General features: G+C 71.2%; 16 protein-coding genes. 11 read left to right on the forward strand and 5 right to left on the reverse strand.

Features of this window, described 5'->3' with window-relative positions; genetic code table 11:
- Positions 1-210: 210 nt before the first annotated feature.
- The 11 genes from uvrA to OP86_RS05860 all read left to right on the forward strand — a co-directional run bounded on the left by uvrA (position 211) and on the right by OP86_RS05860 (position 13,308).
- Positions 211-3,141 carry an excinuclease ABC subunit UvrA gene (gene uvrA / locus OP86_RS05810; protein ID WP_030055975.1) on the forward strand — a complete coding sequence of 977 codons (2,931 nt, stop codon included), beginning with the start codon at positions 211-213 and terminating at the stop codon, positions 3,139-3,141.
- Positions 3,142-3,293: 152 nt separating this feature from the next.
- The gene (locus tag OP86_RS05815; RefSeq protein WP_030055974.1) at positions 3,294-3,743 is read left to right on the forward strand and encodes a Rieske (2Fe-2S) protein; all 450 of its coding nucleotides are present in this window, start codon (positions 3,294-3,296) and stop codon (positions 3,741-3,743) included.
- Between the two features lie 66 nt (positions 3,744-3,809).
- On the forward strand, positions 3,810-5,855 hold the full coding sequence (gene uvrC, locus OP86_RS05820; protein WP_033331104.1) for an excinuclease ABC subunit UvrC: 2,046 nt from the start codon (positions 3,810-3,812) through the stop codon (positions 5,853-5,855).
- Between the two features lie 118 nt (positions 5,856-5,973).
- Positions 5,974-6,858: an RNase adapter RapZ gene (rapZ, locus tag OP86_RS05825; RefSeq protein ID WP_234434829.1), complete on the forward strand. Its 885-nt coding sequence runs from the start codon at positions 5,974-5,976 to the stop codon at positions 6,856-6,858.
- Positions 6,859-6,923: 65 nt separating this feature from the next.
- The gene (locus tag OP86_RS05830; RefSeq protein ID WP_030256057.1) at positions 6,924-8,021 is read left to right on the forward strand and encodes a gluconeogenesis factor YvcK family protein; all 1,098 of its coding nucleotides are present in this window, start codon (positions 6,924-6,926) and stop codon (positions 8,019-8,021) included.
- On the forward strand, positions 8,012-8,992 hold the full coding sequence (whiA, locus tag OP86_RS05835) for a DNA-binding protein WhiA (protein WP_030055968.1): 981 nt from the start codon (positions 8,012-8,014) through the stop codon (positions 8,990-8,992). The genes OP86_RS05830 and whiA overlap by 10 nt, the downstream gene beginning before the upstream one ends.
- A gap of 345 nt (positions 8,993-9,337) precedes the next feature.
- The gene (gap, locus tag OP86_RS05840) at positions 9,338-10,345 is read left to right on the forward strand and encodes a type I glyceraldehyde-3-phosphate dehydrogenase (protein ID WP_030055967.1); all 1,008 of its coding nucleotides are present in this window, start codon (positions 9,338-9,340) and stop codon (positions 10,343-10,345) included.
- A 150-nt stretch (positions 10,346-10,495) separates the two neighbouring features.
- A complete protein-coding gene (locus OP86_RS05845; RefSeq protein WP_030055966.1) occupies positions 10,496-11,701 on the forward strand; it encodes a phosphoglycerate kinase in 1,206 nt (401 codons plus the stop codon).
- Positions 11,702-11,705: 4 nt separating this feature from the next.
- Entirely contained in the window at positions 11,706-12,491 is a 786-nt protein-coding gene (gene tpiA, locus OP86_RS05850; RefSeq protein ID WP_030055965.1) for a triose-phosphate isomerase, read from the forward strand.
- Positions 12,492-12,578: 87 nt separating this feature from the next.
- The gene (gene secG, locus OP86_RS05855) at positions 12,579-12,815 is read left to right on the forward strand and encodes a preprotein translocase subunit SecG (RefSeq protein WP_030055964.1); all 237 of its coding nucleotides are present in this window, start codon (positions 12,579-12,581) and stop codon (positions 12,813-12,815) included.
- Between the two features lie 205 nt (positions 12,816-13,020).
- Positions 13,021-13,308: an RNA polymerase-binding protein RbpA gene (locus OP86_RS05860; RefSeq protein ID WP_030238413.1), complete on the forward strand. Its 288-nt coding sequence runs from the start codon at positions 13,021-13,023 to the stop codon at positions 13,306-13,308.
- 137 nt (positions 13,309-13,445) lie between these two features.
- Here OP86_RS05860 and pgl read toward each other — a convergent pair whose 3' ends face one another.
- From pgl to tkt, 5 genes are all read right to left on the reverse strand, one after another.
- A complete protein-coding gene (pgl, locus tag OP86_RS05865; RefSeq protein ID WP_030256063.1) occupies positions 13,446-14,234 on the reverse strand; it encodes a 6-phosphogluconolactonase in 789 nt (262 codons plus the stop codon).
- Positions 14,231-15,316 (reverse strand): glucose-6-phosphate dehydrogenase assembly protein OpcA, encoded by a 1,086-nt coding sequence (gene opcA, locus OP86_RS05870; protein ID WP_030055961.1) that lies wholly within the window; start codon positions 15,314-15,316, stop codon positions 14,231-14,233. Before opcA ends, pgl begins: the two co-directional genes overlap by 4 nt.
- Positions 15,313-16,869, reverse strand: a complete 1,557-nt coding sequence (gene zwf, locus OP86_RS05875; protein WP_030055960.1) for a glucose-6-phosphate dehydrogenase — start codon at positions 16,867-16,869, stop codon at positions 15,313-15,315. Before zwf ends, opcA begins: the two co-directional genes overlap by 4 nt.
- 61 nt (positions 16,870-16,930) lie before the next feature.
- A complete protein-coding gene (gene tal / locus OP86_RS05880; protein WP_030055959.1) occupies positions 16,931-18,073 on the reverse strand; it encodes a transaldolase in 1,143 nt (380 codons plus the stop codon).
- A gap of 92 nt (positions 18,074-18,165) precedes the next feature.
- Positions 18,166-20,265, reverse strand: a complete 2,100-nt coding sequence (gene tkt, locus OP86_RS05885) for a transketolase (protein ID WP_030055958.1) — start codon at positions 20,263-20,265, stop codon at positions 18,166-18,168.
- Between the last annotated feature and the right edge of the window lie 257 nt (positions 20,266-20,522).

A 20,522-nucleotide genomic window follows, 5' to 3' on the forward strand; every position in this document is an offset into this window, starting at 1 on the left:
TCGCCGAATCCGGGCCCTGAGCAGGGGGTTTTTCGGTACGCGCACGGTACGGGCACGGACGGTCCCGGGGCGGGCCTCACTCGTTCGGGTGATCTCCGCTGGACAGAGTCGATATTCGAACGTCTGAGCTATAGGCTGGCTGCCGCATCCTGGAAGAAGTACCGAATCTCACCGCAAGCCCTCTCGCCCCGGAGAAAGGCGCCAGAAGCAGTGGCCGACCGCCTCATCGTCCGCGGTGCTCGCGAGCACAACCTCAAGAACGTCTCGCTCGACCTGCCCCGCGACTCCCTCATCGTCTTCACGGGCCTCTCCGGCTCCGGCAAGTCCTCGCTCGCCTTCGACACGATTTTCGCCGAGGGCCAGCGCCGCTACGTCGAGTCGCTGTCCTCCTACGCCCGCCAGTTCCTCGGGCAGATGGACAAGCCCGACGTCGACTTCATCGAGGGCCTCTCCCCGGCCGTCTCGATCGACCAGAAGTCGACCAACCGCAACCCCCGTTCGACCGTCGGCACCATCACCGAGGTCTACGACTACCTGCGCCTGCTGTTCGCCCGGATCGGCAAGCCGCACTGCCCGCACTGCGGCCGTCCGATCGCCAAGCAGTCGCCGCAGGCGATCGTGGACAAGGTGCTGGAGCTCTCCGAGGGCACCCGCTTCCAGGTGCTCAGCCCGGTGGTGCGCGAGCGCAAGGGCGAGTTCGTCGACCTCTTCGCCGACCTCCAGTCCAAGGGCTACTCCCGCGCCCGGGTGGACGGCGAGACGATCCAGCTCGCCGAGCCGCCGAAGCTCAAGAAGCAGGAGAAGCACACCGTCGAGGTGGTCATCGACCGCCTGACCGTCAAGGAGAGCGCCAAGCGGCGGCTCACCGACTCGGTGGAGACGGCCCTGCGGCTGTCGGGCGGCATGGTCGTGCTCGATTTCGTCGACCTCCCCGAGGACGACCCGGAGCGCGAGCGGATGTACTCCGAGCACCTCTACTGCCCGTACGACGACGTGTCGTTCGAGGAGCTGGAGCCGCGCTCGTTCTCCTTCAACTCGCCGTTCGGCGCCTGCCCGGACTGCTCGGGCCTGGGCAACCGGATGGAGGTCGACCCGGAGCTGGTCGTGCCGGACGTCGAGCGCTCGCTGGACGAGGGCGCGATCCACCCGTGGTCGGCCGGGCACGCCAAGGAGTACTTCCAGCGCCTGATCGACGCGCTCGCCGAGGAGCTCGGCTTCCGCACCGACATCCCCTGGGCCGGGCTGCCCGCCCGCGCCAAGAAGGCGCTGCTGTACGGGCACAAGCACCAGGTGCAGGTCCGCTACCGCAACCGCTTCGGCCGCGAGCGCTCGTACAGCACCGGCTTCGAGGGCGCCGTCCCGTTCATCCAGCGCCGGCACACCGAGGCGGAGAGCGACAGCAGCCGCGAGCGCTTCGAGGGCTACATGCGCGAGGTGCCCTGCCCGACGTGCCACGGCACCCGGCTCAAGCCGGTGGTGCTCGCGGTCACCGTCCAGGACAAGTCGATCGCCGACGTCTCGTCGATGTCGATCAGCGACTGCTCCGAGTTCCTGGGCGCGATGAAGCTCAACGCCCGGGACAAGCAGATCGCCGAGCGGGTCCTCAAGGAGGTCAACGAGCGGCTTCGCTTCCTGGTCGACGTCGGCCTGGACTACCTCTCGCTCGACCGCGCGGCCGGCACCCTGTCCGGCGGCGAGGCCCAGCGCATCCGGCTGGCCACCCAGATCGGCTCCGGCCTGGTCGGCGTGCTGTACGTGCTGGACGAGCCGTCCATCGGCCTGCACCAGCGGGACAACCACCGGCTGATCGAGACGCTGGTGCGGCTGCGCGACATCGGCAACACCCTGATCGTGGTCGAGCACGACGAGGACACCATCAAGACCGCGGACTGGGTGGTCGACATCGGCCCGGGCGCCGGTGAGCACGGCGGCAAGGTGGTGCACTCCGGCTCGCTGAAGGAGCTGCTCGGCAACGAGGAGTCGCTGACCGGCCAGTACCTCTCCGGCAAGCGGGCCATCCCGATCCCGGCCGCCCGCCGCGAGCGGGACAAGAAGCGCCAGCTGACCGTCCACGGCGCCCGCGAGCACAACCTCAAGGACGTCACGGTCGGCTTCCCGCTCGGCACCTTCACCGCGATCACCGGCGTCTCCGGCTCCGGCAAGTCGACGCTGGTCAACGACATCCTCTACACCCACCTCGCCCGGGAGCTGAACGGCGCCCGCAGCGTGCCCGGCCGGCACACCCGGATCACCGGCACCGACCAGGTGGACAAGGTCGTGCACGTCGACCAGTCGCCGATCGGGCGCACCCCGCGCTCCAACCCGGCCACCTACACCGGGGTGTTCGACCACGTCCGCCGGCTCTTCGCGGAGACGCAGGAGGCCAAGGTCCGCGGCTACCTGCCCGGCCGGTTCTCCTTCAACGTCAAGGGCGGCCGCTGCGAGAACTGCTCGGGCGACGGCACCATCAAGATCGAGATGAACTTCCTGCCGGACGTCTACGTGCCGTGCGAGGTCTGCCACGGCGCCCGGTACAACCGGGAGACGCTGGAGGTGCACTACAAGGGCAAGTCCATCGCCGAGGTGCTGGACATGCCGATCGAGGAGGCGCTGGCCTTCTTCGAGGCCGTCCCGGCGATCGCCCGCCACCTCAGGACGCTCAACGACGTCGGCCTCGGCTACGTCCGGCTCGGCCAGTCCGCGCCGACGCTCTCCGGCGGCGAGGCGCAGCGCGTCAAGCTCGCCTCCGAGCTGCAGAAGCGCTCCACCGGGCGGACGGTCTACGTCCTGGACGAGCCGACGACCGGCCTGCACTTCGAGGACATCAGCAAGCTGATCAAGGTGCTCAGCGGGCTGGTCGACAAGGGCAACACGGTGATCGTCATCGAGCACAACCTCGATGTGATCAAGACCGCCGACTGGGTCGTCGACATGGGCCCCGAGGGTGGCTCCGGCGGCGGCACGGTAGTCGCCGAGGGCACCCCGGAGCAGATCGCCGCCGTCCCGGAGAGCCACACCGGCAAGTTCCTGCGGGACATCCTGCCGAGCGACTTCGCGGACGCCCCGGCGGCCGCCCCCGCGAAGCAGGCCCCGGCGAAGAAGGCGGCACCGCGCAAGCGCGCCGCCGCGGCGAAGAAGTAGCCGGGGAAGCAGCGCCGTCCGCTCCCGCCGCTCCGTCCGCTCCCGGGCCCAGAACCCCGGGAGCGGACGGAGCGGCCGGGAGCGTGCGGCATAGACTTCCGTGGTCCCCCGCAGCAGCAGAACCGCAGCAGCAGAACCGTAGGAGCGCACCGATGTCCGAGGCCCCCGAGTCCAGCCCCACCGCCTCCCGCCGCACCCTGCTCTGCGGGGCCGCGGCCGTCCTGGCGGCCGGCGGCACCGTGGCTGTCTCCGGCTGCGGCTCCTCCTCTTCCTCCTCGTCCTCCGGCAGCAGCAGCGCCCCCAAGGGCCCGGTCGACCTCGGCCCGGCCTCGGCCGTGCCGGAGGGCGGCGGCAAGGTGTTCCGCGACCAGAAGATCGTGGTGACCCAGCCGACCGCCGGCCAGTACAAGGCGTTCAACGCCAGGTGCACCCACGCCGGCTGCATCGTGGACCAGGTGAAGAACCAGCAGATCCAGTGCCCCTGCCACGGCAGCCGGTTCGGCATCGCCGACGGCTCCGTGCAGGACGGCCCGGCCCCCTCCCCGCTCCCCGCCTACACCGTCACGGTCGAGGGCGGGAACCTCAAGGTGACCCCGAGCTGAAGCAGTTGACCCCCGTCGAGTCGATCTCCGCCCCGCTGCCCCTGCCCCACTCGGTACGGTGGACCCATGGCTGACCCGAGCACCTACCGCCCGGCGCCCGGCGCTATCCCGACCTCCCCGGGCGTCTACAGGTTCCGCGACGCCCACGGCCGGGTCATCTACGTCGGCAAGGCCAAGAGCCTGCGGCCGCGCCTGTCGTCCTACTTCCAGGACCTCGCCGGCCTGCACCCGCGCACCGCGACCATGGTCACCACCGCCGCCTCGGTGGAGTGGACCGTGGTCGGCACCGAGGTCGAGGCGCTCCAGCTGGAGTACTCCTGGATCAAGGAGTACGACCCCCGGTTCAACGTCAAGTACCGCGACGACAAGAGCTATCCGGAACTCGCCGTCACCCTCGACGAGGAGTACCCGCGGGTCCAGGTGATGCGCGGGGCGCACAAGAAGGGCGTGCGCTACTTCGGCCCGTACGGGCACGCCTGGGCGATCCGCGAGACGGTCGACCTGCTGCTGCGCGTCTTCCCCGTCCGTACCTGCTCCAACGGCGTCTTCAAGCGCGCCCGGCAGGTCGGCCGGCCCTGCCTGCTCGGCTACATCGGCAAGTGCGCCGCCCCCTGCGTCGGCAGGGTCTCGGCGGAGGAACACCGGGAGCTGGCCGAGGACTTCTGCGACTTCATGGCCGGGCGCACCGGCAACTACCTGCGCCGGCTGGAAGAGCAGATGCAGGAGGCCGCGGCCGAGCTGGAGTACGAGAAGGCGGCCCGGCTGCGGGACGACATCGGCGCCCTCAAGCGCGCGATGGAGAAGAACGCCATCGTGCTCGCCGACGCCACCGACGCCGACCTGCTGGCCGTCGCCGAGGACGAACTGGAGGCCGCCGTACAGATCTTCCACGTCCGCGGCGGCCGGGTGCGCGGCCAGCGCGGCTGGGTCACCGACAAGGTCGAGGACGTGGACACCGCCGGCCTGGTCGAGCACGCCCTCCAGCAGCTCTACGGCAGCGCCGGCCCGGACGAACGCGACGAGTCCGTCCCGCGCGAGGTGCTCGTCCCCGCCCTGCCCGAGCCGGTCGAGCCGGTGCGGGAGTGGCTGGGCGGCCTGCGCGGCAGCCAGGTCGACCTGCGCATCCCGCAGCGCGGCGACAAGAAGGACCTGATGGCCACCGTGCAGCGCAACGCCCAGCAGGCGCTCGCGCTGCACAAGACCAAGCGCGCCTCCGACCTCACCACCCGCAGCCGCGCCCTGCAGGAGATCGCCGACGCGCTGGAGTTGGACTCCGTCCCGCTGCGCATCGAGTGCTACGACATCTCCCACCTCCAGGGCGAGGACGTGGTCGCCTCCATGGTCGTCTTCGAGGACGGCCTGGCCCGCAAGAGCGAGTACCGGCGCTTCCAGATCAAGGGCTTCGAGGGCCAGGACGACGTCCGCTCGATGCACGAGGTGATCAGCCGCCGCTTCCGCCGCTACCTCCGGGAACGCGAGCAGACCGGCGAGTGGGCCGTCCCCGAGGAGGACGAGCCCGGCCCGGCCGGCGCGGCCCGGGACGAGGAGGGCCGCCCCAAGCGCTTCGCCTACCCGCCCCAACTGCTCGTGGTCGACGGCGGACAGCCGCAGGTCGCCGCCGCCAAGCGCGCCCTGGACGAACTCGGCATCGACGACGTCGCGCTGTGCGGCCTGGCCAAGCGCCTGGAGGAGGTCTGGCTGCCCGGCGAGGACGACCCGGTGGTGCTGCCCCGCTCCAGCGAGGGCCTCTACCTGCTCCAGCGGGTGCGCGACGAGGCCCACCGCTTCGCGATCGGCTATCAGCGCAACAAGCGTTCCAAGCGACTCACCGCCGGGGAGCTGGACTCCGTCCCGGGGCTCGGCGAGACTCGCCGCCAGGCGCTGCTCAAGCACTTCGGCTCGCTGAAGAAGCTCCGGGCCGCCACCGTGGACGAGCTCTGCGCGGTACCCGGCATCGGACGCCGCACCGCGGAAACTGTTGCGGCGGTGTTGTCGTCCCGTACACCCGCCGCACCCGCGGTCAACACCGCGACCGGCGAGATCATCGAGGACGGGGCTGACGAGCCGGTGGCAGCAGCACCCCAGACCGCACCATCCCAGGAGACGCCATGACGGCCGACGCCGCCCGTCAGCCGGTGTGCCCCGGCCCCGCCCGCCTGCCCGGGCCGGGGAAGGGCGGCCGTGCCCTGCGCGTTCTCCCCAGCAGAAAGACCGAGAGCGGGGAACCGAAGTGACCGTGTCAGACGTGGCCGAGAACGCGCCGGAGCTGGTGATCATCTCCGGCATGTCCGGAGCCGGCCGCTCCACCGCCGCCAAGTGCCTGGAGGACCTCGGCTGGTTCGTGGTGGACAACCTGCCGCCGGCCCTCATCCCGACCATGGTCGACCTGGGTGCCCGCTCCCAGGGCAACGTCGCCCGGATCGGCGTGGTCGTGGACGTCCGCGGCCGCCAGTTCTTCGACGACCTGCTCACCTCGCTGGACGAGCTGGAGAAGCGCGGCGTCCGGCTCCGGGTGGTCTTCCTGGACTCCTCCGACGAGGCGCTGGTGCGCCGCTTCGAGAGCGTGCGCCGCCCGCACCCGCTGCAGGCCGACGGCCGGATCGTGGACGGCATCGCCCAGGAGCGCGACCTGCTGCGCGACCTGCGCGGCGAGGCGGACCTGGTGATCGACACCTCCAACCTCAACGTGCACCAGCTGCGCGCCAAGCTGGACGCCCAGTTCGCCGACCACGACGAACCCGAGCTGCGCGCCACCGTGATGTCCTTCGGCTTCAAGTACGGCCTGCCGGTCGACGCCGACCTCGTGGTGGACTGCCGCTTCCTGCCCAACCCGCACTGGGTGCCCGAGCTGCGGGCCCGCACCGGCACCGACGCGGACGTCGCCGCGTACGTGTTCCAGCAGCCCGGAGCCAACGAGTTCCTGGACGGTTACGCGGAGCTGCTGCGCATCGTCACCGAGGGGTACCGGCGCGAGGGGAAGCGTTACATGACGCTTGCCGTAGGCTGCACCGGTGGCAAGCACCGCAGCGTCGCCATGTCCGAGCGTCTGACCAAGCGTCTCATCGCCGACGGAGTCGAGACGGTGCTGGTCCACCGTGACATGGGACGGGAGTAACCGCCGCATTCCCTGCCGGGCCCGCCGGCGGAGCGAGCGGCGGGCCGGAGGAACGCGAGGTGAGTGTGGCGGGATACGTGCCCGGGCGGCAGCCGCAGAACAGGACCGGTGACCGGGCGGGCAGCCCGGCCCGGCCCTTGGCGCCGAGCCGTCCGCGCAGCAGCCCCGCCAGGTCGAACCCGGCCCCGCGGATCACCGCGCTCGGCGGCGGCCAGGGCCTGTCGGCCTCGCTGTCCGCGCTGCGCCGGCTCACCAGCGACCTGACCGCCGTGGTCACCGTCGCCGACGACGGCGGCTCCAGCGGGCGGCTGCGCACCGAGCTGGGCGTGCTGCCCCCGGGCGACCTGCGCAAGGCGCTGGCCGCGCTGTGCGGGGACGACGAATGGGGCCGCACCTGGTCCGAGGTGATCCAGCAGCGCTTCACCGGCAACGGCGAGCTCGGCGGCCACGCCGTCGGCAACCTGCTGATCGTCGCGCTCTGGGAGAAGCTGGGCGACCCGGTGGCGGCCCTGGAGTGGGTCGCCCGGCTGCTCAACGTCCAGGGCCGGGTGCTGCCGATGTCGGCGGTGCCGCTGGACATCGAGGCGACCGTCCGCGGCCACGACCCGGCGCACCCCGGTACGGTGTCGGCGGTCCGCGGCCAGGCCAACGTCGCGGTGACCCCGGGCACCGTGCAGTCGATCCGGCTGCTGCCGGACGAGCCGCCGGCCGTCCCGGAGGCGGTCACCGCCGTCCGGGAGGCGGACTGGGTGGTGCTCGGCCCCGGCTCCTGGTTCACCAGCGTGCTGCCGCACCTGCTGGTGCCCGAGCTGGCCAAGGCGCTCACCGAGACCCGCGCCCGCCGCCTGCTCACCCTGAACCTGGCCCCCCAGCCCGGCGAGACCGAGGGCTTCACCCCGCAGCGCCACCTGGAGGTCATCGCCGACCACGCCCCGGAGCTCGCGGTGGATGCGATCCTGGTGGACGAGCGCGCCGTCACCGGCGGCGCCTTCGGCCAGGCGGACCTCGCCGGTCTGGAGAAGGCCGCCGAGCGGATGGGCGCCGCCCTGGTGCTCGGCTCGGTGGCCCGCACCGACGGCACGCCGCGACACGACCCCGAGCTGTTGGCGGCAGCGTACGACCGGATTTTCCGGACACATGGAAGGATCGGGCCATGGCGATGACTCCAGCGGTTAAGGACGAGATCAGCCGGCTCCCGGTCACCAGGGCCTGCTGTCGCAAGGCGGAGGTGTCGGCGATCCTGCGGTTCGCGGGCGGACTGCACATCGTGAGCGGCCGCATCGTGATCGAGGCCGAGCTGGACACCGGGTCGGCGGCCCGGCGGCTGCGCAAGGACCTCCTGGAGATCTTCGGGCACTCCTCCGACCTCGTGGTGATGGCCCCGGGCGGGCTGCGCCGCGGCAGCCGCTTCGTGGTCCGCGTCGTCAAGGACGGCGAGCTGCTCGCCCGCCAGACCGGACTGGTCGACGGGCGGGGCCGCCCGATCCGCGGTCTGCCCCCGGCGGTCGTCTCCGGTGCCACCTGCGACGCCGAGGCGGCCTGGCGCGGGGCCTTCCTGGCGCACGGCTCGCTCACCGAGCCGGGCCGCTCCTCCTCCCTGGAGATCACCTGCCCCGGCTCCGAGGCGGCGCTGGCCCTGGTCGGCGCGGCCCGCCGGCTCGGCATCCCGGCCAAGGCCCGCGAGGTGCGCGGGGTGGACCGAGTCGTCATCCGCGACGGTGACGCGATCGGTGCGCTGCTGACCCGCCTGGGCGCGCACGAGTCGGTGCTCGCCTGGGAGGAGCGCCGGATGCGGCGCGAGGTGCGGGCCACCGCCAACCGGCTCGCCAACTTCGACGACGCCAACCTGCGCCGCTCGGCCCGCGCCGCGGTGGCGGCCGGCGCCCGGGTGCAGCGCGCGCTGGAGATCCTCGGCGAAGAGGTGCCCGAGCACCTGGCCGCGGCCGGCCAGCTGCGGATGCAGCACAAGCAGGCCTCGCTGGAGGAGCTGGGCGCGCTCGCCGACCCGCCGCTGACCAAGGACGCGGTGGCCGGCCGGATCCGCCGCCTGCTGGCGATGGCCGACAAGCGCGCCTCCGAGCTCGGCCTGCCGAGCACCGAGGCCAGCCTGACCGACGAGATGGCGATGAACTGACGCTCACGGTCCGTGATGGCCGCCCCGAGCACTCGGCCCGGGCGAGAGGGCGAGTAACAGGCCGGCGCCCGGATTCCGGGCGCCGGCCGCCGTCGTTTCCGGACGGGCATCCGAAGGCGCCGGCAGCCCGAATTGGTAGAGACCAATGGTCCCGGGACCAACTGCCTGCCGAACCAGGGCCGGACGGCCCGAAAGCGGGTTTCAAGGGCGCCACGCCACGTCTCACGAGGTGGCGCGATGTGCCCTCCCAGGCCACGGAGGGGTAGGGTCATAGGCGGTCGGGGACTTCCCAAATCTCACCCCCGTCGGGCTCCGGCCCGGCGTACCTAACGAGGAGATCGGTTCGTGACGATCCGGGTAGGCATCAACGGCTTCGGCCGCATCGGCCGCAACTTCTTCCGCGCGGTCAAGGCCCAGGGCGCGGACATCGAGATCGTCGGTGTCAACGACCTCACCGACACGAAGACCCTGGCTCACCTGCTCAAGTACGACACCACCCTGGGTACCTTCCCGGGCGAGGTCTCGCACACCGAGGACAGCATCACCGTCGACGGCCACACCTTCAAGGTGACCGCCGAGCGTGACCCGGCCAACCTTCCGTGGGCCGCCCTGGGCGCCGACATCGTCGTCGAGTCCACCGGCATCTTCACCAAGGCCGAGGCCGCGAAGAAGCACCTCGCCGCCGGCGCGAAGAAGGTCATCATCTCGGCGCCCGCCACCGACGAGGACGTCACCATCGTCCTGGGTGTCAACGACGAGAAGTACGACGCCGCCAACCACCACATCATCTCCAACGCCTCCTGCACCACCAACTGCGTGGCGCCGATGGCCAAGGTGCTGAACGAGAGCTTCGGCATCGTCAAGGGTCTGATGACCACCGTCCACGCGTTCACCAACGACCAGGTGACCCTGGACTTCCCGCACAAGGACCTGCGCCGTGCTCGTGCGGCCTCGCAGAACATCATCCCGACCTCGACCGGTGCCGCCAAGGCGACCGCCCTGGTCCTGCCGGAGCTGAAGGGCAAGCTGGACGGCACCTCGCTGCGCGTCCCGGTCCCGACCGGCTCCATCACGGACCTGGTCGTCACCCTGGAGCGCGACGTCACCAAGGACGAGGTCAACGCGGCCTTCCAGAAGGCCGCCCAGGAGGGCCCGCTCAAGGGCATCCTGGCCTACACCGAGGACCCGATCGTGTCGTCGGACATCGTCAACGACCCGGCCTCCTGCATCTTCGACAGCCAGCTCACCATGGTCCAGGGCAACCAGGTCAAGGTGCTCGGCTGGTACGACAACGAGTGGGGCTACTCGAACCGCGTCGTCGACCTGGTCACCCTCGTCGGTGGGCAGCTCTGACGCAGTGGGAGCTGACGTGATGTAGGGGCGAGGGCCCGGACGGCGCACCGCCGACCGGGCCCTCGTTCCGCGCTTCCAGTACTTTCCAGGCGGCCCCTGCGCCGTGCCGCCTCTGCGCATCAACCATCTCCCCAGGAGAACCGAATCCCCGTGAAGACCATCGAAGACCTCGAAGTCGCCGGCAAGCGCGTGTTCGTCCGCGCCGACCTGAACGTTCCGCTGTCGGACGGCAGGATCACCGACGACGGCCGGATCCGCGCCGTCGCCCCGACCATCGCCAAGCTCGTCGAGCGCGGCGCCAAGGTCGTCGTCGCCTCGCACCTCGGCCGTCCCAAGGGCGAGCCGGACCCGCAGTTCTCCCTCGCGCCGGTGGCCGCCCGCCTCGGTGAGATCCTCGGCAGGCCGGTCGCCTTCGCCGCCGACACCGTGGGCCAGAGCGCCCGGGACGCCGTGGCCGCGCTGGCCGACGGCGAGGTCGCGCTGCTGGAGAACCTGCGCTTCAACGCCGGTGAGACCAGCAAGGACGACGCCGAGCGCAAGGCCTTCGCCGAGCAGCTGGCCGCCTTCGCCGACCTGTACGTCGGCGACGGCTTCGGCGCCGTGCACCGCAAGCACGCCTCGGTCTACGACCTGCCCGGCCTGCTGCCGCACGCCGTCGGCGACCTGATCGCCACCGAGGTGTCGGTGCTCAAGCGCCTCACCGAGGAGGTCGAGCGCCCGTACGTGGTCGTGCTCGGCGGCTCCAAGGTCTCCGACAAGGTCGGCGTGATCGACAACCTGCTCGGCAAGGCCGACCGCATCCTGATCGGCGGCGGCATGGCGTACACCTTCCTGTACGCGCTGGGCAACGAGGTCGGCATCTCGCTGCTGCAGAAGGACCAGGTCGACACCGTCCTGGAGTACCTGGAGCGGGCGAAGCGGAACGGCGTCGAGTTCGTTCTGCCGGTGGACGTCGCGGTCTCCGCGTCCTTCCCCGACACCAAGACCCACGCGCCGGTGCAGGACTTCGAGGTCGTCGACGCGGACAAGATCCCCGCCGACAAGGAGGGCCTGGACATCGGCCCGAAGACCCGCGAGCTGTTCGCCTCGAAGCTGGCCGACGCCAAGACGGTGTTCTGGAACGGCCCGGTGGGCGTCTTCGAGCACCCGACCTTCGCCGAGGGCACCAAGGCCGTCGCCCAGGCCCTGGTCGACAGCGACGCGTTCACCGTGGTCGGCGGCGGCGACTCCGCCGCGGCCGTCCGCATCCTCGGCTTCGACGAGAACGCCTTTGGACACATCTCGACCGGCGGTGGCGCGAGCCTCGAGTACCTGGAGGGCAAGACCCTCCCCGGTCTCGCCGCCCTGGAAGGCTGAAAGCATGACTGAGCGTCTCCCGCTGATGGCGGGCAACTGGAAGATGAACCTCAACCACCTTGAGGCCATCCAGCACACCCAGAAGCTGGCCTTCGCGCTGGCCGACAAGGACTACGAGGCCGTCGAGGTCGCCGTCCTGGTGCCGTTCACCGACCTGCGGTCGGTGCAGACCCTGGTCGACGGCGACAAGCTGAAGATCAAGTACGGCTCGCAGGACATCTCGCGGCACGACTCCGGTGCCTACACCGGCGAGGTCTCCGGCCCGATGCTGGCCAAGCTCAAGTGCACCTACGCGGTGATCGGCCACTCGGAGCGCCGCCAGTACCACGGCGAGGACGAGGAGATCGTCAACGCCAAGGTGAAGGCCGCCTACCGGGCCGGGATCACCCCGATCCTGTGCATCGGCGAGCCACTGGACATCCGCAAGGCCGGCACCCACGTCGAGTACACCCTGGCGCAGCTGGACGGAGCCCTGGCGGACGTCCCGGCGCACCAGGCCGAGACCGTCGTCGTCGCCTACGAGCCGGTCTGGGCGATCGGCACCGGCGAGGTGGCCACCCCGGAGGACGCGCAGGAGGTCTGCGCCGCCATCCGCAAGCGGATCGCCGAGCTGTACGACGCCGAGCTGGCCGACAAGGTCCGTGTGCTGTACGGCGGTTCGGTCAAGTCGTCGAGCGCGGCCGGCCTGATGGCCAAGCCCGATGTCGACGGCGGCCTGATCGGCGGCGCCTCGCTGGACGCCGACGAGTTCGTCAAGATCGTGCGCTACCGTGAGCAGGCAGTAGGCTAACGCCGCCGCAGCAACGTAGGCTTTGGGGCCGGACCGCCGTACGCGGCCCGGCCCCTTCGCCGAAGATACGAGAGAGTTGGTCCCGTCGTGGTTCTCGGGTTCTCGATTGCCCTGATCATCTTCAGTCTGCTGATGATCCTGCTGGTGCTGCTGCACAAGGGGAAGGGCGGCGGCCTGTCGGACATGTTCGGCGGTGGCGCGATGTCCACCGGCGGTGGCTCCGCGGTGGCCGAGCGCAACCTGGACCGCATCACCATCGTGGTCGGCCTGGGCTGGTTCGCCTGCATCATCGTGCTCGGCCTGCTGCTGAAGTACAAGGGCTGACACAAGCCTGACGCCCCGTCGCCCGAGCGCCTATCCTGGGACGGTCGGGGGCGGAGGCGATGGTGGCGGTGGCTTAACTCCTGCTTACACTAGGACGACTTTCGCCACCGACGCGCACCGCGGCGGGTCGGCGCACCAGTACGCAGGGAGTCAGACCGTGGCAAGTGGCAACGCCATCCGTGGCAGCAGGGTCGGGGCCGGCCCGATGGGCGAGGCGGAGCGCGGCGAGTCCGCCCCGCGCAACCGGATCTCCTTCTGGTGCGCGAACAAGCACGAGACCCGGCCGAGCTTCGCCGCCGAAGCGGCGATCCCGGACACCTGGGACTGCCCGCGCTGCGGCTTCCCGGCCGGGCAGGACCAGCACAACCCGCCGGCGCCCTCGCGCAACGAGCCCTACAAGACGCACCTCGCCTACGTCCGTGAGCGGCGCACCGACGCGGACGGCGAGGCGATCCTGGCCGAGGCTCTGGCGAAGCTGCGCGGCGAGATCTGACAGCGCGGGCGAGCGGCCGGCGCGGGCGAGCCGAAGGGGCGCGCCGGAACCGGGCCGAGCCGCCGTACGAAGCGGAGAAGGGCGCCACCGTCGAGTGACGGTGGCGCCCTTCGGCGTTCGCGGGCTCTCGTGGGCTCCTAGGCGGAGGCCGGCGGGTAGAGCTGCGGCGGGATCCGCTCCGCGGCGGCGCGGTCCAGCAGCCACAGGGTGCGGCTGCGGCCGTACGCGCCGGAGGCGGGCGCCTGGAGCTCGCCGGGGCCGGACAGGGCCAGCGCCACCGCGCCCGCCTTGTCCTCGCCGGCGGCCAGCAGCCAGACCTCACGGGCCGTCCGGATCGCCGGGAGGGTGAGCGAGATCCGGGTCGGCGGGGGCTTGGGGGCCCCGCGCACGCCGACCACCGTCCGCTCGGCCTCCCGCACGCCCGGGTGCTCGGGGAAGAGCGAGGCGACGTGGGTGTCCGGGCCGACCCCGAGCAGCAGCACGTCGAAGGCCGGGACGCCGAGCCGGTCGCCCGGCCCGGCCGCCTTCGCCAGCTCCTCGGCGTAGCGGGCCGCGGCGGCCTCCACGTCCGAGCCGTCCACCCCGTCCGAGGCGGGCATCTCGTGCACCCGCGCCGGGTCGAGCGGGACGGCGTCCAGCAGCTCGGCGCGGGCCTGGACGGCGTTGCGGTCCGGGTCGGCGGCGGGCACGAAGCGCTCGTCGCCCCACCAGAGGTCCAGACGCGCCCAGTCGACCGCGTCGCGCGCCGGGGAGGCGGCGATTGCGGCCAGCAGGGCGTTGCCGTTGCGGCCGCCGGTGAGCACCACCGAGGCGGTGCCGCGGGCGGCCTGGGCGTCCACGATCCGGGTGATCAGCCGGGCTGCGGCCGCCTGGGCCATCAGCTCCTTGTCCCGGTGGACGACCAGCTGCGGGGTCGCGTTGGTCATGCGCCGTCCTTGCCGGCGCGCTTGCCGGCGGCCTTCTTCGCGGGCTTCTTCTCCGCGGCGTCCGCGGTGTCCGCAGTGACCCGGTCCTGGGCGGCCACGGCCGCCTCGGTGACCTCGTGGGCGATCCGCTCGGCCGCCGCCGTCTCGGCGTTGGCCGGCTCGTGCAGCCGCTCGACGGGCGTGCGCACGGCCGTCGCGTAGATGTCGTCCGGGTCCAGGCGGCGCAGCTCCTCGGCGATCAGCTCCGAGGTCTCGCGCCGCTTGAGCGCCACCTGGCGGTCCGGCGAGCCGGGCATGGAGAGCGTGCCCATCAGGCCGTCCGGGCGGTCCAGGGTGATGTCCCCGTCCTTGGTGCGCAGGTGCACCGCGGTGATGCCTGGGCCACCGGTGACGACCCGCTCGACCGGCACGTGCAGCCGGTTGGTCAGCCAGAGGCCGAGCAGCTCGACGCTGGGGTTGTAGGACTCGCCCTCGACCATCGCGGAGACGATCCGGGACGGCCGCTGGTCCAGCGCGGCGGCCAGCATCGAACGCCAGCCGGTGATCCGGGTCCAGGCCAGGTCGGTGTCGCCCGGGGTGTAGCTCTCGGCCCGCTGGGCGAGCTGGCCGACCGGGGACTCGGCGGTGACGGCGTCGGTGATCCGGCGCTGGGCGAGCGAGCCCAGCGGGTCCTGCGCCGGGTGCAGCGGCGCGTTGTCCGGCCACCAGACGACGACCGGGGCGTCCGGCAGCAGCAGCGGCAGGACCACCGACTGGGCGTGCGCGGCGAGTTCGCCGTGCATGCGCAGGATGACCGTTTCGCCGGAGCCGGCGTCCGAGCCGACCAGGATCTCCGCGTCCAGGCGGGTCTCGGCGCGGGCCCGGGGCGAGCGCCCGGCGCGCTTGATCACCGCGAGGGTGCGCATCGGGTGCTCGCGGGAGGCGTCGTTGGCGGCCTTGAGGGCGTCGTAGGCGCTGCCCTCGTCGGTCACGATCACCAGGGTGAGCACCATGCCGGCGGCGGTGGAGCCGCTGGTCCGGCGCGCCTCCATGAGCGCGGCGTTGATCTTGCTGGACGTCGTTTTGGTGAGGTCGATCTTCATGGTCGGCGCCAGCTCCTGCCGTCTCGTGCGAGCATCTCGTCCGCCTCGATGGGGCCCCAGGTCCCCGCCGCGTACTGGGCGGGCTTGCCGTGGCTGTCCCAGTACCTCTCGATCGGGTCGAGGATCTGCCAGGAGAGCTCGACCTCCTGGTGGCGCGGGAACAGGTTGGCGTCGCCGAGCAGCACGTCGAGGATGAGCCGCTCGTACGCCTCCGGGCTGGACTCGGTGAAGGACTCGCCGTAGGCGAAGTCCATCGTGACGTCCCGGACCTCGAAGGAGGTGCCCGGCACCTTGGAGCCGAACCGCACCGTCACGCCCTCGTCCGGCTGGACCCGGATGACCAGGGCGTTCTGCCCCAGCTCCTCGGTCGCGTAGGAGTCGAAGGGCAGGTACGGGGCGCGCTGGAAGACGACCGCGATCTCGGTGACCCGGCGGCCCAGGCGCTTGCCGGTGCGCAGGTAGAACGGGACGCCCGCCCAGCGGCGGTTGTTGATCTCCAGCTTGATGGCCGCGTAGGTGTCGGTCTTGGACTCCGGGTCGATACCGTCCTCGTCCAGGTAGCCGGCGACCTCCTCGCCGCCCTGCCAGCCGGAGGCGTACTGGCCGCGCACGGTGTGCCGGCCGAGGTCGGCCGGGAGCTTGACGGCGCTGAGCACCTTGAGCTTCTCGGCCACCAGTGCCTTCGGGTGGAAGGACGCCGGCTCCTCGATGGCGGTGAGCGCCATCAGCTGGAGCAGGTGGTTCTGGATGACGTCACGGGCGGAGCCGATGCCGTCGTAGTAGCCGGCCCGGCCGCCGATGCCGATGTCCTCGGCCATGGTGATCTGCACGTGGTCGACGTACGAGCGGTTCCAGATCGGCTCGAACATCTGGTTGGCGAAGCGCAGCGCCAGGATGTTCTGGACCGTCTCCTTGCCCAGGTAGTGGTCGATCCGGAAGACCTCGTCCCGGGGGAAGACCTCGTGGACGACCTTGTTGAGCTCCTGTGCGCTCTCCAGGTCGTGGCCGAAGGGCTTCTCGATGACGGCGCGGCGCCAGGAGCCCTGCGGCGGGTCGGCCAGGCCGTGCTTCTTGAGCTGCTGGACGACGGTCGGGAAGAACTTCGGCGGGACGGACAGGTAGAAGGCGAAGTTGCCGCCGGTGCCCTGGGCCTTGTCCAGCTCCTCGATGGTCTCGCGCAGCTTGTCGAAGGCCTCGTCGTCGTCGAAGGTGCCGTGGATGAAGCGCATGCCCTTGGCGAGCTGCTGCCAGACCTCCTCCCGGAACGGGGTGCGGGCGTGGTCACGGACGGCGTCGTGGACCTCCTTGGCGAAGTCCTCGTCGTCCCACTCGCGGCGGGCGAAGCCGACGAGGGAGAAGCCCGGCGGAAGCAGACCGCGGTTGGCCAGGTCGTAGATGGCCGGCATCAGCTTCTTGCGGGACAGGTCGCCGGTGACCCCGAAGATGACCAGACCGGACGGCCCCGCGATGCGCGGGAGCCGTCGGTCCGAGGGGTCACGAAGCGGGTTGACGGGGGTGGGCGGGAGGTCGTCCGTGTCCGAATCCGATGTCAACTCTGGGAAATCAGTGCTCACTTGATGGGCTCCGCTTTCGTGCGCTGGCTGTGAGCAGGGGTCACTTCTCGTCGGCGAAGGCGGCGAGCGAGGCGGTGACGGTGTCGAGCAGCTCGTTCCAGGACTGCTCGAACTTCTCGACGCCCTCGTCCTCCAGGACCTGGACGACGTCGTCGTAGTCCACGCCGGCCGCGGCGATCGCGTCCAGCACGGCCTTGGCGTCGGCGTAGTTGGGGACGATGGTGTTGCCGGTGACCACGCCGTGGTCGCCGGTGGCGTCCAGGGTGGCCTCGGGCATCGTGTTGACGGTGCCGGGGGCGACCAGCTCGGTGACGTACAGGGTGTCCGGCAGGGCCGGGTCCTTGACGCCGGTGGAGGCCCACAGCGGGCGCTGCGGCTTGGCGCCGGCGGCCTCCAGGGAGCGCCAGCGGGCGTTGCCGGCGGTCTTGCCGTCGACGCTGCCGAAGACCTCCTCGTACGCCTGGTAGGCGAGGCGGGCGTTGGCCAGGGCGGCCTTGGAACGCAGGTTCTTGGCGTCGCCGCCGATCTTGTCCAGGCGCTTGTCGATCTCGGTGTCCACGCGGGAGACGAAGAAGGAGGCGACGGACTCGATCTGGGAGAGGTCCAGGCCCTTGGCCTTGGCGGCCTCCAGGCCGGTCAGGTAGGCGTCGATGACGGCCTTGTAGCGCTCCAGCGAGAAGATCAGCGTGACGTTGACGCTGATGCCCAGGCCGATGACCTCGCTGATCGCGGGCAGGCCGGCCTTGGTGGCGGGGATCTTGATGAAGACGTTCGGGCGGTCGACCAGCCACCACAGCTGCTTGGCCTCGGCCACGGTGGGGGCGGTCTCGTGCGCCAGGCGCGGGTCGACCTCGATGGAGACCCGGCCGTCGCGGCCGTTGGAGGCGTCGTAGACCGGGCGCAGCACGTCGGCCGCGTCGCGCACGTCCGAGGTGGTGATCATGCGGATCGCCTCGTCGGTGGTGACCTTGCGGACGGCGAGGTCGCGCAGCTGGCTGTCGTAGGAGGAGTCGCCGCTGCCGGCGATGGCCTTCTGGAAGATGGTCGGGTTGGTGGTGACACCCACCACGTGCTTGCTCTGCACCAGCTCGGCCAGGTTGCCGGAGTTCAGTCGCTTGCGGCTGAGGTCGTCCAGCCAGATCGCAACGCCTTCGTCGCTGAGGCGCTTCAGTGCGTCAGTCATGGTGCTTCAGTCCTTCGTCTTCTTCTGCTTCGTGGGGTAGTCAGAGGGGCCGGGCCGTCGACGTGCGGGTCTCGGGCCCGGCCCGGGAACTGCTAGCGGTTGACGGCTTCGAGGGAGCGCAGGGCGTTGTGGGCCTCGGCCACCACGCGCTCGGCGGTGATGCCGAACTCCTCGAAGAGCACCTTGTAGTCGGCGGAGGCGCCGAAGTGCTCCAGCGAGACGATCCGGCCGTGGTCGCCGACCAGCTCGCGCCAGCCCTGGGCGATGCCGGCCTCGACGGAGACCCGGGCCTTGACCGACGGCGGCAGCACGCTGTCGCGGTAGGCCTGGTCCTGCTCCTGGAACCACTCGAACGACGGCATCGAGACCACGCGGGTCGCGATGCCCTCGGCCTCCAGGACCTCGCGGGCCTTGACGGCCAGCTGGACCTCGGAGCCGGTGCCGAGCAGGATCACCTGAGGGGCCCCGGTGGAGGCCTCGGCCAGGATGTAGCCGCCCTTCGCGGTGCCCTCGGCGGAGCCGAAGACCTCGCGGTCGAAGGTCGGGACGCCCTGGCGGGTGAGGGCCAGGCCGACCGGGCCGGGGTGGCTGGTGTGGCGCTCGACGATGGTGCGCCAGGCGACGGCCGTCTCGTTGGCGTCGGCCGGGCGGACCATGGCCAGGCCCGGGATGGCGCGCAGCGAGGCCATGTGCTCGACCGGCTGGTGGGTCGGGCCGTCCTCGCCGAGGCCGATCGAGTCGTGCGTCCAGACGTACGTCACCGGCAGCTTCATCAGCGCGGCCAGGCGGACGGCCGGGCGCATGTAGTCGGCGAAGACCAGGAAGGTGCCGCCGTACACACGGGTCCTGCCGTGCAGTGCGATGCCGTTCATGGTCGAGCCCATGGCGTGCTCGCGGATGCCGAAGTGGATCGTCCGGCCGTACGGGGAGGCCGACTTCAGCGGGTTGCCGTCGGGGAGGAAGGAGCTCTCCTCGTCGATGGTGGTGAGGTTGGACTCGGCGAGGTCGGCCGAGCCGCCCCACAGCTCCGGGATCACCGCGCCGATCGCCTTGAGGGTGTCGCCGGAGGCCTTGCGGGTGGCGACGTCCTTGCCGGCCGGGAAGGAGGGGATGGCCTTCTTCCAGCCCTCGGGCAGCTCGCCGGCCTCGATGCGGTCGAACTCGGCGGCGCGCTGCGGGTCGGCGGCGCGCCATGCCTCGAAGGACTGCTGCCACTGGTCGCGGGCGGCCTTGCCGCGCTTGATGACCTCGCGGGCGTGCCCGATGACCTCGTCGCTGACCTCGAAGGTCTTCTCCGGGTCGAAGCCCAGGACCTTCTTGGTGGCGGCGATCTCGGCGGCGCCGAGCGCGGAACCGTGCGCCTTGGCGGTGTTCTGGGCGTCCGGGGCCGGCCAGGCGATGATCGTGCGCATCGCGATCATCGACGGGCGGGAGGTCTCGGCCTTGGCCGCGGCCAGCGCCTCGGCCAGGGCGACCACGTCGATGTCGCCGTTGGCCTTCGGGGTGACGCGCTGGACGTGCCAGCCGTACGCCTCGTAGCGCTTGAGGACGTCCTCGGAGAAGGCCGTCTCGGTGTCGCCCTCGATCGAGATGTGGTTGTCGTCGTAGACGGCGACCAGGTTGCCCAGCTGCTGGTGGCCGGCCAGCGACGAGGCCTCGGCGGAGATGCCCTCCTCCAGGTCCCCGTCGGAGACGATGGCCCAGATGGTGTGGTCGAACGGGGACTCGCCGGCCGGGGCCTCCGGGTCGAACAGGCCGCGCTCGTAGCGGGCGGCCATCGCCATGCCCACCGCGTTGGCGATGCCCTGGCCGAGCGGGCCGGTGGTGGTCTCCACCCCGGCGGTGTGGCCGTGCTCGGGGTGGCCGGGGGTGCGGCTGCCGGCGACCCGGAAGGCCTTGAGGTCGTCCAGCTCCAGGCCGTAGCCCGAGAGGTACAGCTGGGTGTAGAGGGTCAGGCTGGTGTGTCCGGGGGAGAGGACGAAGCGGTCGCGGCCGACCCAGGCCGGGTCCGTCGGGTCGTGGCGCAGGAACCGCTGGAAGATCAGGTACGCAGCCGGGGCCAGCGACATGGCCGTCCCGGGGTGTCCGTTTCCGACCTTCTGGACGGCGTCCATCGCGAGGACTCGCGCGGTGTCAACCGTGCGCTCATCCAGATCGGTCCACTCGAATGCGTTCGTCGGCGCAGTGCTCACCCTGTCTCAGGGCTCCTTCCATATTGAAGAGTGACCCCGTGAATGGGGACCGGGTCGGCCACGGCGCTGTGGGCCCGACGCTGGGTGGTGCCGGTCACGGAGGGTAGATCCCGCTTCTGCGTGCGAGCCTACCGTCCGGGCCGGGGATCACCCTCCGTGCTGAGACAACCGGGATTTCCGCATGGTGATTCCCACTAGGCCGGTATGACTGCTTTTGTCCAAGGCTCTCCTGTTTCGTGGCCCGCCGCCGCCCCGGT

The sequence above is a fragment of the Streptomyces novaecaesareae genome (assembly GCF_000716875.1).
GTDB lineage: Bacteria > Actinomycetota > Actinomycetes > Streptomycetales > Streptomycetaceae > Kitasatospora > Kitasatospora novaecaesareae.

What these genes read in the sequence shown, in the direction of transcription:
- tpiA (WP_030055965.1), top strand. Translation starts at nt 11,706, where the DNA reads ATGACTGAGCGTCTCCCGCTGATGGCGGGCAACTGGAAGATGAACCTC.
- OP86_RS05860 (WP_030238413.1), top strand. Translation starts at nt 13,021, where the DNA reads ATGGGCGAGGCGGAGCGCGGCGAGTCCGCCCCGCGCAACCGGATCTCC.
- opcA (WP_030055961.1), bottom strand. Translation starts at nt 15,316, where the DNA reads ATGAAGATCGACCTCACCAAAACGACGTCCAGCAAGATCAACGCCGCG.
- OP86_RS05815 (WP_030055974.1), top strand. Translation starts at nt 3,294, where the DNA reads ATGTCCGAGGCCCCCGAGTCCAGCCCCACCGCCTCCCGCCGCACCCTG.
- tal (WP_030055959.1), bottom strand. Translation starts at nt 18,073, where the DNA reads ATGACTGACGCACTGAAGCGCCTCAGCGACGAAGGCGTTGCGATCTGG.
- uvrC (WP_033331104.1), top strand. Translation starts at nt 3,810, where the DNA reads ATGGCTGACCCGAGCACCTACCGCCCGGCGCCCGGCGCTATCCCGACC.
- whiA (WP_030055968.1), top strand. Translation starts at nt 8,012, where the DNA reads ATGGCGATGACTCCAGCGGTTAAGGACGAGATCAGCCGGCTCCCGGTC.
- pgl (WP_030256063.1), bottom strand. Translation starts at nt 14,234, where the DNA reads ATGACCAACGCGACCCCGCAGCTGGTCGTCCACCGGGACAAGGAGCTG.